At 43.1% G+C, this 14,699-nt stretch carries 11 protein-coding genes; 6 read left to right on the top strand and 5 right to left on the bottom strand.

Annotated elements, in window-relative coordinates:
• Positions 1 to 30 precede the first annotated feature (30 nt).
• The 3 genes from IEY18_RS13385 to IEY18_RS13375 are packed head-to-tail and all read right to left on the bottom strand — an operon-like array spanning position 31 to position 2,531.
• Positions 31 to 1,398: a hypothetical protein gene (locus IEY18_RS13385; protein ID WP_188921647.1), complete on the bottom strand. Its 1,368-nt coding sequence runs from the start codon at positions 1,396 to 1,398 to the stop codon at positions 31 to 33.
• A gap of 12 nt (positions 1,399 to 1,410) precedes the next feature.
• Positions 1,411 to 1,881 carry a CYTH domain-containing protein gene (locus IEY18_RS13380; protein WP_188921645.1) on the bottom strand — a complete coding sequence of 157 codons (471 nt, stop codon included), beginning with the start codon at positions 1,879 to 1,881 and terminating at the stop codon, positions 1,411 to 1,413.
• Between the two features lie 14 nt (positions 1,882 to 1,895).
• Complete coding sequence (locus IEY18_RS13375; protein ID WP_188921643.1) at positions 1,896 to 2,531, bottom strand: hypothetical protein; 636 nt, start codon at positions 2,529 to 2,531, stop codon at positions 1,896 to 1,898.
• A 331-nt stretch (positions 2,532 to 2,862) separates the two neighbouring features.
• On the opposite strand from IEY18_RS13375, the gene IEY18_RS13370 reads away from it, so the two are divergent.
• On the top strand, positions 2,863 to 4,467 hold the full coding sequence (locus IEY18_RS13370; protein WP_188921641.1) for an SLC13 family permease: 1,605 nt from the start codon (positions 2,863 to 2,865) through the stop codon (positions 4,465 to 4,467).
• 32 nt (positions 4,468 to 4,499) lie between these two features.
• Positions 4,500 to 5,558: a helix-turn-helix domain-containing protein gene (locus tag IEY18_RS13365; protein WP_229779899.1), complete on the top strand. Its 1,059-nt coding sequence runs from the start codon at positions 4,500 to 4,502 to the stop codon at positions 5,556 to 5,558.
• Between the two features lie 96 nt (positions 5,559 to 5,654).
• Here the strand turns inward: IEY18_RS13365 and IEY18_RS13360 are convergent, their stop codons facing one another.
• The gene (locus tag IEY18_RS13360; protein ID WP_188921639.1) at positions 5,655 to 6,863 is read right to left on the bottom strand and encodes an OprD family outer membrane porin; all 1,209 of its coding nucleotides are present in this window, start codon (positions 6,861 to 6,863) and stop codon (positions 5,655 to 5,657) included.
• 298 nt (positions 6,864 to 7,161) lie between these two features.
• On the opposite strand from IEY18_RS13360, the gene IEY18_RS13355 reads away from it, so the two are divergent.
• Complete coding sequence (locus tag IEY18_RS13355) at positions 7,162 to 8,931, top strand: flavocytochrome c (RefSeq protein WP_229779897.1); 1,770 nt, start codon at positions 7,162 to 7,164, stop codon at positions 8,929 to 8,931.
• Positions 8,932 to 9,158: 227 nt separating this feature from the next.
• The gene (locus IEY18_RS13350; RefSeq protein WP_188921637.1) at positions 9,159 to 10,064 is read left to right on the top strand and encodes a LysR family transcriptional regulator; all 906 of its coding nucleotides are present in this window, start codon (positions 9,159 to 9,161) and stop codon (positions 10,062 to 10,064) included.
• A gap of 14 nt (positions 10,065 to 10,078) precedes the next feature.
• Here the strand turns inward: IEY18_RS13350 and IEY18_RS13345 are convergent, their stop codons facing one another.
• Positions 10,079 to 11,386 carry an SLC13 family permease gene (locus IEY18_RS13345; RefSeq protein WP_188921635.1) on the bottom strand — a complete coding sequence of 436 codons (1,308 nt, stop codon included), beginning with the start codon at positions 11,384 to 11,386 and terminating at the stop codon, positions 10,079 to 10,081.
• 444 nt (positions 11,387 to 11,830) lie between these two features.
• Between IEY18_RS13345 and IEY18_RS13340 the strand changes: the two genes are divergently transcribed.
• Entirely contained in the window at positions 11,831 to 14,218 is a 2,388-nt protein-coding gene (locus tag IEY18_RS13340) for a putative bifunctional diguanylate cyclase/phosphodiesterase (protein WP_229779891.1), read from the top strand.
• A 9-nt stretch (positions 14,219 to 14,227) separates the two neighbouring features.
• Positions 14,228 to 14,665, top strand: coding sequence for an SRPBCC family protein (locus IEY18_RS13335; RefSeq protein ID WP_188921633.1), 438 nt, complete (start codon positions 14,228 to 14,230; stop codon positions 14,663 to 14,665).
• Positions 14,666 to 14,699 lie beyond the last annotated feature (34 nt).

The following is a 14,699-nucleotide window of genomic DNA, read 5'->3' as shown; positions in this document are numbered from 1 at the left end:
TGAATCAAACTTGATTTTCAACAACCAAGATTATGTATTGGTGTGATTGGACTGCTCAATTACTTCGAGTCTGTGTATTCCTCTGCGGCTTGTAATTAAACGGAAAAGTTGGACACTCTGCTCTTGTTGATGGGATTGTTCAATCACCACATAGATAGGTTGAACCCGATATACGGACTCTGAGCAAACTTTATCGGCAACCACGCGGTAATGATTGCGAGTGATTCCTGGGGCAGCCCTTAAGCGTTTGCTTAAATTAATTGTCAGCTTATCTTTAAACTTTCTTGGTGTGCTTTGATCTTTGTTTGTTTGTGGCCGGTAGTGGCGATGGAATACGGATATGCCATCAATTGAATTTGTGTCCAATTCGGCGAAGTACAGGCGATGTTTCTTTACGTTGTCATCAAGCTGGTGGCTACTGATGCGGAAGAATGACTCACGAATATCCATGACAGCTTTGGACGAGTATTTACTGTATAAGCGATAGTGGCTTTGGAAGAAGAACTTAAAATATTTGTCGAGTAGATAGTTGCGGCCAAGCTCTTTGATCCTGTCTTTGAAAATATAGGAGATCACCAAAGAGAAAAAGAAAGGTGTAGAAAAATTGCCGAAACTCTGTTGTGTTGCAAAGGCGACTGCTGTGGCAAATGCCATGGCAAGGGCGGCTGCAAAAGCAAAAATCATCTGCTCGGCAACTTTACTACCGCGCAATTTTTTCCTTTTCAGTAAGTAAGGGGTATTTAGGATCCTGCGTGATACTTCATATTTATCCAACAGCCGCTCGCGACCGCCTTCTGTGTCATGGCTCAGACGATATTTATATTTTTCGGCTCGGGCTAACTGCTTTTCAATTTCTATATTCAGCCAAGGTGCCTTGTTTCTTTTTTTGTGGGCAAGTAGTGCTTGAAACAAGTGATAACTTAGCAGCTGGGTAGCTAGTTTAAGGTAGCGATGTTTTTTCCCTTTGGGCAAACAGGCAAGCAATTTGTGTAAAGATTCAATTTTATTAGCGACTGGTTGAAACTGACCCATTAAAGATTGGCTGTCACCAAACGGCTGTTTTTGCGCTTTTTTTAGTTGTTTTAATTGTTCCAAAAGGTTGTTAACGCAATCTGCTAGCGCGGTAAAGAATAAGGGGAGGTGCTGAGCGTCTTTTTGTGTCGTCAGCTTGGTCAAGTTGGTGATATCACATATCGAGTTATCTTGGTTGCGATGCGTAGATAATGTTTGTTGCTGTAATAGTTTAGGTTTGAATTGGCCTGGGGCATAAGTATCGCTATCGTTCGCCATAAATGCAGGGAAGAACAGATACATTTTCCACTGAGCGGATTTAATTTGTGTATCCAGTTCTACATCGAGCTGCAGGTGATATTTATCGACGATCGATAGCGATAACATGTTGATAGCCTTTTACCACTTGGTATAAGGGTGCTTCATTAGCATCGAGTTATAGTATTTGGCATCGCCTGTGACTTCTGCTCCTAACCAAGCGGGTTTAACAAAAGCCTGAGTTTCAGATTCAAGTTCGACTTCGGCGACGATTAAACCTAAGTTGTCGCCATAAAACTCGTCGACTTCAAATGTCATACCCTGAAAGTCCACTAAATAACGGGTTTTGTCGATGACGCCTGGTTCACAAATCTTAAGTAGTTCCTGCGCTTCTGCTGTTGTGATTTCTTTTTCCCATTCATAACGCGACGCGCCCGATTCATTACCAATTCCTTTGATGGTGAGAAAGCCTTTATCGCCTTTGACGCGAACTCGTACAGTACGCTCAGGAACACTACACAGATAGCCTTGAATAATTCGCTGCTCTTTGCGTACATCGGCTTTAAAACTGTCATTTTTTAGTAGGTATTTGCGTTCAATTTCTTGTGCCATTTTTTGTTCCTAATTTAATTTGCCAAAGGCTTTTTGCTCATACCAATCACACGTTTGATTGCTTGCAAATAGTTGATGTTTTCCACACCAGTTAAGCCAACAGCTTCAACGGTAGCTTGGATGTCAGAGACTTCGGTTGACTCGCTGTTAATAGATACCAGTTTGGCACCATTGACCAGTACATTGGCAACTTCACAAATGGTGTCGTTGACCATATAGCCGAATCTTTCTTTGTGTATGCGCACTGCTTGTAAGTCAGGATGTGCATCGATTAAGGCTAGAAAGTCCTCAAGACTGTATTCGTTAGCCTCTAATGGAAAGTCTTCAACCATAAATGCTGGAATCACTTCGCTTTCTAATTGTTCGCGACTAACCGGAAACTCTGCTTTAAGTTTAGGATCCCATTGCTCTAAACCCTCAACAGTTTGCACATAGGTTTTAACATCCATTTTTCCATCGCGTATTTTGGTGTTATTGATGTCATTTGTGCGCGACATAATGTAGATTTCGTCGCTTTCGCGGTGCCAAACCTTTTCTGGAACTGGCATAGAAAGTCTAGCCATTCTGCTGGCTGCTTGATCAAAGTTTTGTCCAAATGAGCGAAATTCAAAACGAGGTTTGGAGATCTCGCCAATTTTTAGTTCTGCCATTTTGAGTGGATCCTTATTCATGTTATTGGAACGATTCATGTCTACCTTTTTCATGCTACGCCTTAAAATGAACACAAAAACCGATCTAGATCACAAAATAAAAAAGATAGTTTCAATCTAATCTGACATAGTTGTTTTGGCTTAGACATCCGATGTAATTATTTCTATTTATATTCAGTAGCTTATTTGGTGTTTGTTTTTTTTGTTGTTTTTTTGTGTCATGGTAGCGTCGGGTTTATTTGCTGCTTTAGTGATCTGGATCGGTTTTTTGCTCAGCGTAAATCGATAAAGTGCAAACATCGAATCACAAGCTCAGGCTAGGAAATTGCAAATGAATAAAACGGTCGCAGAAAACCATTTCGATCCTTTGGATATGAATCAATACAAAATGGAGCGATTGCCAGTTAGGTGTAAGAGTAGCTTCGAACGTTTACTGGAACGAAGTGGTATTTTCCTCGCCTTGGCATGCTTTATTTTTTTAATGATGGGCGCGCCGTTTAATTTCTTACTTGAGTTCGATCCTGCCACTCTTTCTAAGACCGCAGCGACGCGCTATGAGCAGGTTGGGGCGATGCAATTTAGCCTCCATGGCCAAGCAATGTTTGCTATCTTCTGTACCGCAATTGTGCTGTGGATTAGTGAAGCCGTGCCAAACTACCTCACTTCATTGATGGTGATTATTGCCATGGTTCTTACCGGGGTACTGCCGGAAAAAGTAGCTTATGCCCAATTGGGTCACCCAATTATGTGGTTGAATATCTTGTCGTTTATTTTGGCGTCCATGCTAGTTTCTTCTGGCGCTGCAAGGCGGTTTGCACTGTGGTTTATCTGCCGCTTTGGTACCAGTGCCACGCCTATTTTCTATAGCTTTATGGTGATTAACTTAGTTTTATCGGCGTTTATCTCTGCTACGACGGCTAAAGCGGCGATTTTGATGCCGATTTTTATGGTTATTGCTGCGGTTTATGGCGCGCGAGGTGGCAATCATAAGAACCATTTTGGCCGCAATCTGGTATTGCAAAACTTATTGCAAATCAATCTGTGTGCCGGCGCGTTTGTAACTGGTTCTGGCGCAAATTTATTGGCAGCAAGTTTGATTGCTGGTGCCATTGGCGGCAGCTTCTTTTTTGCCGACTGGATGATAGTAGCCCTACCAATTGTGGTTTGCATGATTGTGATTGGCTGGCTACTGGCAACGCGGATATTCTTTCCTTTATCGGAAGAGGAGCGTTTACCACAAATTGAAGGTGGGATGGAACGTTTGCAGCAAGAGCTGCGCAGTATGGGGCGGATTAGTGCCCGCGAAATCCGCTCTTTAGGCATCTTTATTACTATATTATTTTTCTGGGCAACTGATAGATATCATGGTGTGAGCGCTACCGCTGTCGCATTTATTGGTGCCATCGTTGCGCTTTCACCTCGCATTGGTGTCATTAACTGGAACCAAGTTGATGTGCCTTGGCATTTACTCTTATTCTCAGCGGGGGCCTATACCTTAGGTGCGGGCTTTAAGCAGACCGATTTGCCGAATTTAGCGGTGAACGCTGGGCTTGAATTTTTTGGCTTGGGTGATCAAACGCCATTTTCAGTGTTTTATATCATTTTGACTGGTGCCATGTTGTTTAGCTCCTTAGTGTTTCAGTCGAAAACCATGCGTACTATGCTGTTTGTGCCGATTGCCATTGGTATTGCTCAGCGTTTTGATTTTCCTGTTATGAGCTTAGCTTTACCTGTGGCGCTGTTGATTGAACATGTGTATGTGTTGCCATTTAATAGTAAGCCTGCTTTGCTGCTCTATTCGACTGATCATTACAGTCTATCGGATACTTTTAAATTTGGTATTACCATGTTGTGTATTGGTTGGGTCACAAGTATTTTACTTGGTGAAACCTGGTTCCGTTGGTTGGGATATACCCCTAATGGCGTTTTCTGGTAAGATTAAAAAAGTTTTAACTTGATCGGGCGGCTATGAATAATAAAGAGAGTAAGCAAGACATCCGCAACAAGTTGGCGCTATTACAGCTGGCCAAAGAGTTAGGTAGCGTGAGTAAAGCTTGTGAAATTATGGGATATAGCCGCGATAGCTATTACCGCTTCAAGCGTCAATATGAGCAGGTGGGTGAGCAAGGGCTCAGAAATCTGTCCCGCAAAAAGCCCGCTTTAAAAAACCGAGTATCTGCTGAAGTTGAGGAGCAGGTGATTGAAATCGCGCTGGATTATCCCAATTATGGTCAGGCCAAAGCCGCTGAAATTTTGACGGCGCGCGGCTGCAAAATTTCAGCCAGTGGTGTCAGAGCTATTTGGGTTCGGCATAACCTAGAAACTAAGAAAAACCGCTTGAATGCGCTGCAAAGTGCGCTTCGGCAGCAGTCTAACCTTGCCAATCATGCCAGAAGTCAAACCGAGCAACTCTACCGCCTCAAGCAAACCGATGACGAATTAGAATGCCTTTATCCTGGCAATGTATGCGTGCAAGATACCTTTGCTGTCGGTGAGTTTGAAGGGATTGGTATGGTGTATCAACATACCTTTGTCGATGCCTATAGTCAGTTTGCCCATGCCAAGTTATCACTTTCAAATGATTCGCAAGCGGCGGCCGACTTCTTGCTGAAGCACGTTGCCCCCGACTATGTTGCCAAGGGCTTACCCATAGAGCATTTATTGACGGATAAGGGCGTTGAATTCTTCGGTAAGAAAAGCCAACCGTTTAAAGATGTGGTGGCGAAGATAGAAGCCAACCATGTGCATATGCGTGCCTATAACGGCCCGGTTGTGAATGGTTTAGGCGCAAGGTTTCACCGTCTGATTTGGGATAACTTTTATGAAAGCCTGATAAAGACGCAGCGATTAAATGCGTTGGCGGAAATCGATGCGGCATTACAAGCTTGGCTACAAACCTATAATGGCGGGCATGGTGTTGCTGGTCGTTATACCTTAGGGCGTGCACCTGAGGTTAGTCTTCAGCTTGGCTTGCATTTAGTTGAGCCTCAAGGGGTGGCGCTATTGAAACAGGTTATTGCTGCCTAGCTTGATGCAGTAAGAAGTTTGATAGCCGAAAAAAAAATGGAGCTAAATGGCTCCATTTTTTTGCTGTGTGCTTATGTGTTCAAATATCGCTTCTGTTTAGAAGCTATAGAAAAACTTGGCACGAATTTCGTCTTTGTCCTTAGCGTCGGCATCAGTGCCAAAATCGTAAATCGTGTATCGAATTGATGTCGAACATCCTTGAAAGGCTCCACTCAATTTGTACCCAATTTCAGCATAGGTTTGTTTGAGTTGATATTTGGATATGGGGTTGTCGCTATCCGTATGTGAGAGTTTGACTTTCAGGTTATTATACTTTTTGCTGATACCAATTTGCCAACTATCGGTTCCTGCATGATAGTTACCTGAAGTTTGGCTCGAATTGGTAAAAGATGCAGTGGCCGCTTCACCTATCCCCCGAATGACACTACCTTCATCGTCTACTGTGGTATAAGCAGCATGGAGATTATATCCATCAATAGAAACACCAGCTTTGTAACCCAATAGCTTACTGTCTTCACGGGCAGATTCATCGTAATTGGAGCCATAATATTGCGCAGCAATAAATGGCTTGAACTTTGTTTCAAAGCGGTAAGTTGCATCGATATATACATCTTTAACCTCGTCGATAAAGTCGACGTAATGGGCCTGCAGATTCAGGTTCTCTATCGAATTATTCTTGAGATAAAAAGACAGTGCTCCATCGGTACCGATATCATAAAATCCACCTACATCTCCCCGTTGAACATCGTCATTATAGAAAGTGGCGGCATTGGTATTCTTTGTCACTTTATCTGTTCGTGTTTGATATTTATTGACTTTAGCAAATGAAATTAATGTTTTGGGGAGGTCGGTGTTGGTGATTTCATAGGCTTCAAATGACTCTTTGATCAATCTTGAACCGGAACCTTTTATCAAAGGAAGTGATAAATACTGGCGTCCGCCTTTAAAGTTCGTGTTGCCGAATTGAAAAGATAAATAGGACTCAGACATGACTGAACCACGTGCATTCATGGTCTTTTTAAATTTGTCGGCGGGATCATCAATGCTTGTGACATGGGAGGTCTGGAAAGTGGTACCAAAAGAGAGTCCTTTGAAACGTTCGGTTTTGTAGGAAACGTAACCACCATTTGCCCAGATATTATTATCTGCATCATCATTAGAGTCATAGTCTTCGTCGAAAGAATATGACTTGATTTGACCTTTTAACTGACCCTGTTTGAATGCATCCGAAAAATTTTCCGCTGCATACGTTTGCGTGCTTGCAAGAGCCATAGCTAATATTAAAGTTCTTTTATTAAAGTTCATTTTTATACCTGCACTTACCATTCTAATTGATATTTGTGTGAGTTGAATTTAAGTTTTATTTTCGAGTTAAATACTTTTTGTATATAAATACCGACTTTTGTTGGTTCTATTTTTTAGTTTTTATATAAAATGTTTTATGAAATGCATCACAGCTTGTGTTTTTTCCTTTCAATAAAACTTAATCGTAATTAAATACATTGAAATGCTTGCTTAAATTGATTTGAGCTTGATCAAACTAATAGATTGGCACCTATTGCTAGAATCCACGTAAATTGGGAGAGCAAATAAGGTGAAGACCGTGAAATTTAAATTAACTCGTTTCGCTGTAATAGCGATAGCGTTAGGAATGAGCGCAGGAATTCAAGCGAAAGATAATTCTTTGGCAAACTTTCATTCGGAGATGGATGGTTGTGAAACGTGCCATACAAAACCTCGTCATGTTACCGACAGTGAGACCCATGAGAACATGCAGTGTAAGAGCTGTCATGGTGAGTATAGTGATTTGGCTAATTCTGAGCTGCACTTTGATCCTCATACTTCTCACTTAGGTGATATCAACTGTACTTCGTGCCATAAAGGCCACGAAGCGCCAAAGTTTCAATGCAATAACTGTCACTCATTTGAAGATGACAAGATGCCATTTGCTGAAGCGAAGAAAAAGCCTAAGTGGGATAAAGGCTGGGATAACGAAAAGATTAAAAAGGCGATTGCAGCGGGTCCAGTAGAGACCACAGATGTCGTAGTTATTGGTGCAGGTAGCGCAGGATTTAATGCGGCTATCTCTGCGAAGCGAGCCGGGGCAAAAGTCATTTTGTTCGAAAAAGCACCCTATAGCGGCGGCAATTCGATGTTGGCTGCTGGTGGTATCAATGCTGTTGGAACTCGTCAGCAAAAAGAGCGTGGCATCGAAGATAAAGTGGAGTGGTATGCAGAAGATGCCATGAAAGGCGGCCGCTATAAGAACGACCCAGCATTGGTGAAAATCTTGGCGGAGGAGTCGGCAAGTGCGGTCGAATGGCTAGAATCACTCGGCGCAAATATGGATGGCCTTAAGCGTTCTGGCGGGGCTCGCGTTAATCGTACCCATCGTCCATCAGGCGGTCATAGTGTTGGTCCTCACATTATTGATGTTTTGCGCAAAGCGGCCGCTAAAGAGCAGGTTGATACTCGATTGAATTCTAAAGTTGTCAAACTTGTGCTTGATAACCAAGATAATAACAAAGTGATTGGCGTGGTGATTCATGGCAAACATTCCGGGCACTACATGGTTGCGGCAGATTCTGTTGTGCTTGCAACAGGTGGGTACGGCATGAACAAAGAGATGATTGCTTATTATCGCCCAACATTCAAAGACATGACGTCATCGAATAATGTAACTGCAACAGGTGATGGCATCTTGCTGGCTAAAGAGGCTGGTGCAAGTATGACGGATATCGATTGGGTGCAGGCACACCCGACTATCGGTAAAGACAGTCGAATTCTCGTCTCTGAAACGGTCCGTGGTGTTGGAGCAATCATGGTTAACGTTCATGGTAGCCGCTTTATCAACGAACTGACGACCCGTGATCGCGCCTCGGACGCAATTCTCAAACAACCCGAGCAATGGGCTTGGTTGGTGTTTGATGAGCAGCTAATTTCGAAAAAGAAAATGGTTCGTGGATATGACCATTTAGGCATGCTGTCTAAAGCGAATTCGGTTGAAGAGCTGGCTAAAATAACGGGAATGAAGAATCTTCCGCAAACGGTCTCTGACTACAACAAGTATAAGGCGCAGGGTAAAGATGAAGCCTTTGGACGCGATTTAATGCCGCTTTCAATTGAGAAGGGCCCATTTTATGCGGTTCGTGTTCAGCCTGGTATTCATCATACGATGGGAGGCGTGGCCATTAACACGGAGTCTGAAGTGCTAAATATCCAAAGTCGTCCAATGATAGGGCTGTACGCTGCTGGAGAGGTTACAGGAGGGGTACATGGGTTTAACCGCTTAGGTGGTAATGCTATAGCCGATACGGTGATCTTTGGTCGTCGCGCTGGCGAGCATGCAGCTGCACACGCGTTAAAGGACTGAAGTCATATTGGTTTGTGTATTTAATCTTACCAGTATATGGGACTGTAGTCGTGGATATTTGGCAGGCTACGTTCCCCTGAGAATGTTATCAGTGCAAGTGCTTTAAGGGCTTGCACTTTTATGCTGAGGCTGTGAGCTGTCACAGCCAATACCTCTGTTCGGAGAACGATCAAACACCGTATACTGTAGGCATATCAATGTCGGTCAGATCTGCTATGCGAGGCGTTATGCATATCACTTTAAAACAATTATCTGTACTTAAAGTTGTCGCTGAATCGGGACAGATTTCTAAGGCCGCACGGCAACTTCACCTCTCTGTACCTGCGGTAAGCATGACATTGAAAGAGCTTGAATCATCACTCGATACTCGCCTTTTTGAGCGGACGTCGACCGGGTTAGTGATTACTGAATCTGGTAATTTAGTTTTGGTTTATGCCAATACAATTCTTTCGAAAGTCAATCAACTGAAAAAGCTCTTTCACGAGCGTGCAACAGGGCTTGGTGGAACGTTGCGCATAGGCGCCAATAAGACATCTGGCAACTATGTGCTATCTAAGCGTTTACCCTATTTCAAGACTCTTTATCCTTCAATTGATGTCAGTTTAAAAATTCTTTCAAGCACTGCGATTGAAGACATGGTGATGAAAAATGAGCTTGATCTCGCAGTCATTGGCAACATGCCAACAAGTCATGAGCTGGAGTATATTCAATGGCGAAGCGACCGACTGTGTATGGTCGCAAGCCCAAGCCATAAGTTCGCTCGCCGCAAACCCACAGTTTCTGATCTTTGCTCAGCAACTTGGATTATGGATGAGCAAGGCTCAAATACACGCACGCAAGCCCTGAGTTTATTGAGAAGTGCCGATATACATATCCATGATGAGATTATCATGAATACCATGGGCGCGTTGAAGCGTGGTATAGGCACGGGGCTGGGTTTGGGCATACTGCCTTTACTTTCCGTGGATGCAGAGTTAGAGCGTGGAGATTTACAAGAAATTGATTTTGATGTTGAAACTGACCCTCGCTATTTATACATCATCTATAAACCGCATCAATTTACCCCGCTTGTAGAAAAATTCCTTAAATGCTGTGATGTTGAAATCGATAGAAATCAAAGCAATGGCACCTGATTTCAAACCTATTTTTAGTGAAATACGATAAGGCAAGCGAACAAAATCAATGTTGCTGCTGCTTTGAAGCTACCACCAAAGCCGATCATCGTTCTTCGCGTCACGTATTGATGTGCATAGGCCAAGTTATTTGCTGGTGTTGCGGTGGGCAGTACAAAGGCAAATGACCCGCCAATCCCTGCCATGAGCGCAACTTGCTCTACCGAAACACCTTGTGGAATCAGAAGTAAAAACAACACTGGAGCAAATAAAGAGGCGCAAGCAACATTACTCATGAACTCTGTCATGGTGACCAATAGCAGTAGAAATATGGCCAGCTGAATCCAAATTGAGCTGTTGCTCAGTAGTGGTGTAACCCAGTCGACGATAAGCTGCCCTCCACCGCTTGCATGTAGAACTTTACCTAAAGTAAATGCACTTACAAAAATAACGATGACTCGCCAGCGTATTGCGTTCACCGCGCCTTGTATTGAGATAAACCTTTTCGCAAGCAAAATCGCTACGGAGACCAAAGGGATGAGTCCGTATAACTTTGTCTCTCCCCTTAACACCGCAGCAGCGATGACCCACAGCAATAGAGTTCCGATAACAATCACAAGTCCCCATTTTTGTGCGGCACTCAAGGGTTCGGGAGGCGGCAGAGTCAGTTTCTTTCGAAATTGGGGTTTAAAATAGATTTCCAATAAAAGCAGCATTGCCAGCCATAATAGTGTCACAATGGGGAGCGCGCCGATCAGCCATCCAATGAAGTCGAGCTGGGCCAGACTACTCGCAATAAGACTCGTGGAACTGCCCACTTGAGTACACATTCCCCCGAGAGTAGCGCTAAAAACCACGCCGACAGCGAGATAATGTGTTTTGCTGTTTTGGGAGGGTTGTTTGTCCCCTTTATGCTGAAAAGTTGTGTTGATACTCATTACGACGGGGAGCATCAGTGCTGCGGTCACGACGTTACTAGTCCACATTGAGATGAAACATGTTAAAGCAAAAAGTAGATAGCTCGCGACCCTCTCATGGCCTTTTGAAAATTTATTAACGGTGTGCAGAACGACTTTATCTAATCCTTGCTCTTGACTAAAACAAGCAAAAGCAAAGCCAAAGATAAAAATTGCTAATATAGGCGACAACAAGATAGTTGTAACGTCGGTAAAGCTGATAAGCCCAAGAGCAATAGCCAGAATTGGAATGATGATTGTTGCATGTAGTATCGGTAATAAATTTCCACCCCAAAGTAACATTGCAAATAGAAAGAGTAAAAATCCTTGCTCGGCCATAGAAAAAGGCGAAATAAATAGGAATCCTCCTATAATTGTGACGAGCATGATTAAATATGTTTGCATTTTTTTGAGATGAAGTATTGGTGTGTTGCAAATATACCACGCTGTGTCATTTCATGTTCTTTATGGATGTTTGTTTTGGGTTAATATATTTTTAAAGGTTGTTCAGTTTTATTTAAGGGGTGTTCTTTGTTGGGAACTTTTTGGCCGTATATATGATTTAATCTTTCTGTTCGGCTTAATATTTTTTGAATCTTCATTTATTCTCGCGTGTATTCCATTGATCTTTGACAAATACAGTCGTGCTTTCGTCGAATGTTCACAGCTCGACTTGATTTCAAAAGCCCCTCTTTCTGCTGAGCTGCTTGTGCTCAATGTTTAGATTTGCGTCACATCAATGTATTGTGTGATCGCGGCAGTTTGCGCTAGTACCTAAGGCTTACAAACATTATAATTTTGTTAATGGTTTGTCATGGGTATGAGCGCGCGATGCTGAAACGCCAGTTTTTTAAGCCCTACGCAGGGGTGTTACTTACAACACTTTCCGGGTATTCGGTCATTTTAGTGGGGCTCTTAGTTTTTGCGCTGCAACTGAGTCAAGAAATTGATGACTTCACCGCTCAGACCAACAAATTGTATCAACATCCCTTCCAAGTGAATGCGGCTGCACGAATTTCCCGTCAAGCGGTATCGACATTGCGTGCCGAATTGCTCTATGCCGTTATTGATCAATCCATCATTGAGCACAATAAAATCAATCAGGAACGCCATAAACAACAAGTGGCACTCAATGATAGTTTGACGACCATAGAGGCCAATTTTTTAGGGGACATGTCGCAAGTATATGAAGCGCGGTCGCTTGTGAATAACCTGCACCAAATCCATAGTCAAATATTTTCATTATTGGCAAATCAAGACATTACCGCCGCTGAGGACTTAATTAAAAGCAAAGCCACGCCGATGCACGAATCCTTGCTAAAGCGAATGGATTACATTGTCGATTATTCATCGAATAAAGCTGCGGATTTGGTGGCGCAGGCTAAAGAGCGCCGAAATGAGTCAAAATTGCAGCTGTGGTTACTGCTCATTGTGTTTGCGCTGTTTACTTTATTTTCAGGCACAGTGACGGCAACCATTGTACTGAGAAGCTTATACCGCCGAGATATCATCTTACGTGAAACCAATGAAAATTTACGAGTTGCTGCCACTGCATTTGAAGCGCAAGAAGGCATGATGATTACCAATGCTGAAAACAAAATTCTCCGAGTGAATAGTGCATTTACCAAAGTGACTGAATACCAAGCTGCAGACGTTATCGGCCAAGACCCGAATGTATTGTCTTCGGGTAAACATGATTTGTTGTTTTACGAGCAAATGTGGCGGGAGATAAATCATGACGGATACTGGGAAGGTGAGATTTGGAACCAGCGTAAAACTGGTGAAATTTACCCGCAAAAATTAACCATTACAGCGGTGAAAGACGGAGAAGGAGAGGTATGCAATTATGTGAGTACCCTCAATGATATCACTCGCAATAAAGAGGCTGAAAAGAAAATTGCCGATTTGGCCTATTTTGATCCATTGACCCGTTTGCCTAATCGGCGTTTGTTGTTGGATCGATTGCACCATGCCCTCGCGACGAGCTCTCGCAATGGTCACGAAGGTGCGTTGCTCTTTTTAGATTTAGACCACTTCAAAACCCTGAATGATACGTTAGGTCACGATATGGGTGACCTACTTCTGCAGCAAGTGGCTATTCGTTTACAAAAGTGTATTCGCGAGAGCGATACCGTCGCTCGTTTTGGTGGCGATGAATTTGTCATCATTATTGAAGGATTGAGTGTCCATGGGTTTCTTGCTGCGGCCCAGGTCGAAGATATTTCCAATAAAATCCTTAATTCCGTCAATGCACCGTATGATCTCGCTGGTCAAGCTTACAAAACCAGCACCAGTATAGGCATTACGCTGTTTAATAGACAAAAAACAGCAGCGGAAGAATTGCTAAAACAAGCGGATATTGCCTTGTATCAAGCTAAAGAAGATGGTCGAAATTCGATGAAGTTTTTTGACCCGCAAATGCAGGCCAATATATCGGCCAGAGCAGTATTGGAAGAGGAGCTGCATCTGGCTGTTGAGCGACAGCAGTTTGAACTTTACTACCAAGTGCAAATGAGCCAAGACAATATCCCACTTGGTGCAGAAGCCTTAATCCGTTGGAACCATCCTCAACGAGGCTTAGTATCACCGCTTGAGTTTATACCTCTGGCTGAGCAAAATGGTTCGATTGTGGAGATTGGACAATGGGTTTTAAAAACCGCTTGCCGACAATTGCAGGCTTGGCAACAGCATGCTGCGACAAAAGAGCTAACCTTATCTATTAATGTCAGTGCCAAGCAGTTTCATCAGGATAGTTTTGTTCGTAAAGTTCGAGCTGCGGTTAACCGCTTTGCGATCAACCCTAGATTGCTCAAACTTGAACTGACGGAAAGCCTTCTATTAGACAATATCGAAAACACAATCGCTAAAATGCGCGAGCTATCGATGTTAGGAATTCAATTCTCTCTGGATGATTTTGGTACGGGTTATTCTTCATTACAATATTTAAAACAGTTACCGCTCTATCAATTGAAAATTGATAAATCCTTTGTTGATGATCTCGTGACCGATGATAGTGACCAAGAAATTGTGCGAACCATTATTGCGATGGCCCATAGTTTGGGGCTAAGTGTTATAGCGGAAGGCGTAGAAACCGAGCAGCAACAACTGCGTTTGTATAATGAGGGCTGCACTTATTACCAAGGTTATTTATTTGGTCGACCCGAAACCCTAGAAGCGTACGAATTACGGGTGAAAAAAATCCATAAAGCGGAATGCTAATTTATAATAGTGAGCGTATCTTGGCTAGAGCAAAATGCGCTGTCCTTTAGTGAATCTCAGATATTTCGCGTCACGTTATTCAACGATTTAAGCATCAGCACTGCCGAAATCAGCGCCGGTTTTACTGCTGCTTGGGACAGTGAACATGATGATGTCGGCCGAGGAAAGCAAGAGAGCATGGCTATTGATGAAGGCAAGCAACTTGATTTTGAACTCAGGTTTCTCAGCCCTTTTGAGGTGACGGAGCCTGTATTTATGACCACTCCAGCGCAAGGGAAGGACAAGACACTGCTAAATTGGGGCTTCCATGGACCTATGGACTATTCAATTAACCTGTTGTTTTTATACGGATTTTGCGGCCACAATTGCAAATCGTTCTACCACAAGGCGTGGACACCCTCAAGCAAGTATTGGAGTCTCAATAACCTTTGCATGAACGCGTTCTAACGCGCTTCGTCAGCTTATAGAAATTGCGCTGAAA

This window comes from Shewanella gelidii, assembly GCF_014647855.1.
GTDB lineage: Bacteria > Pseudomonadota > Gammaproteobacteria > Enterobacterales > Shewanellaceae > Shewanella > Shewanella gelidii.
This window is presented reverse-complemented; position numbering and strand designations above follow the sequence as displayed.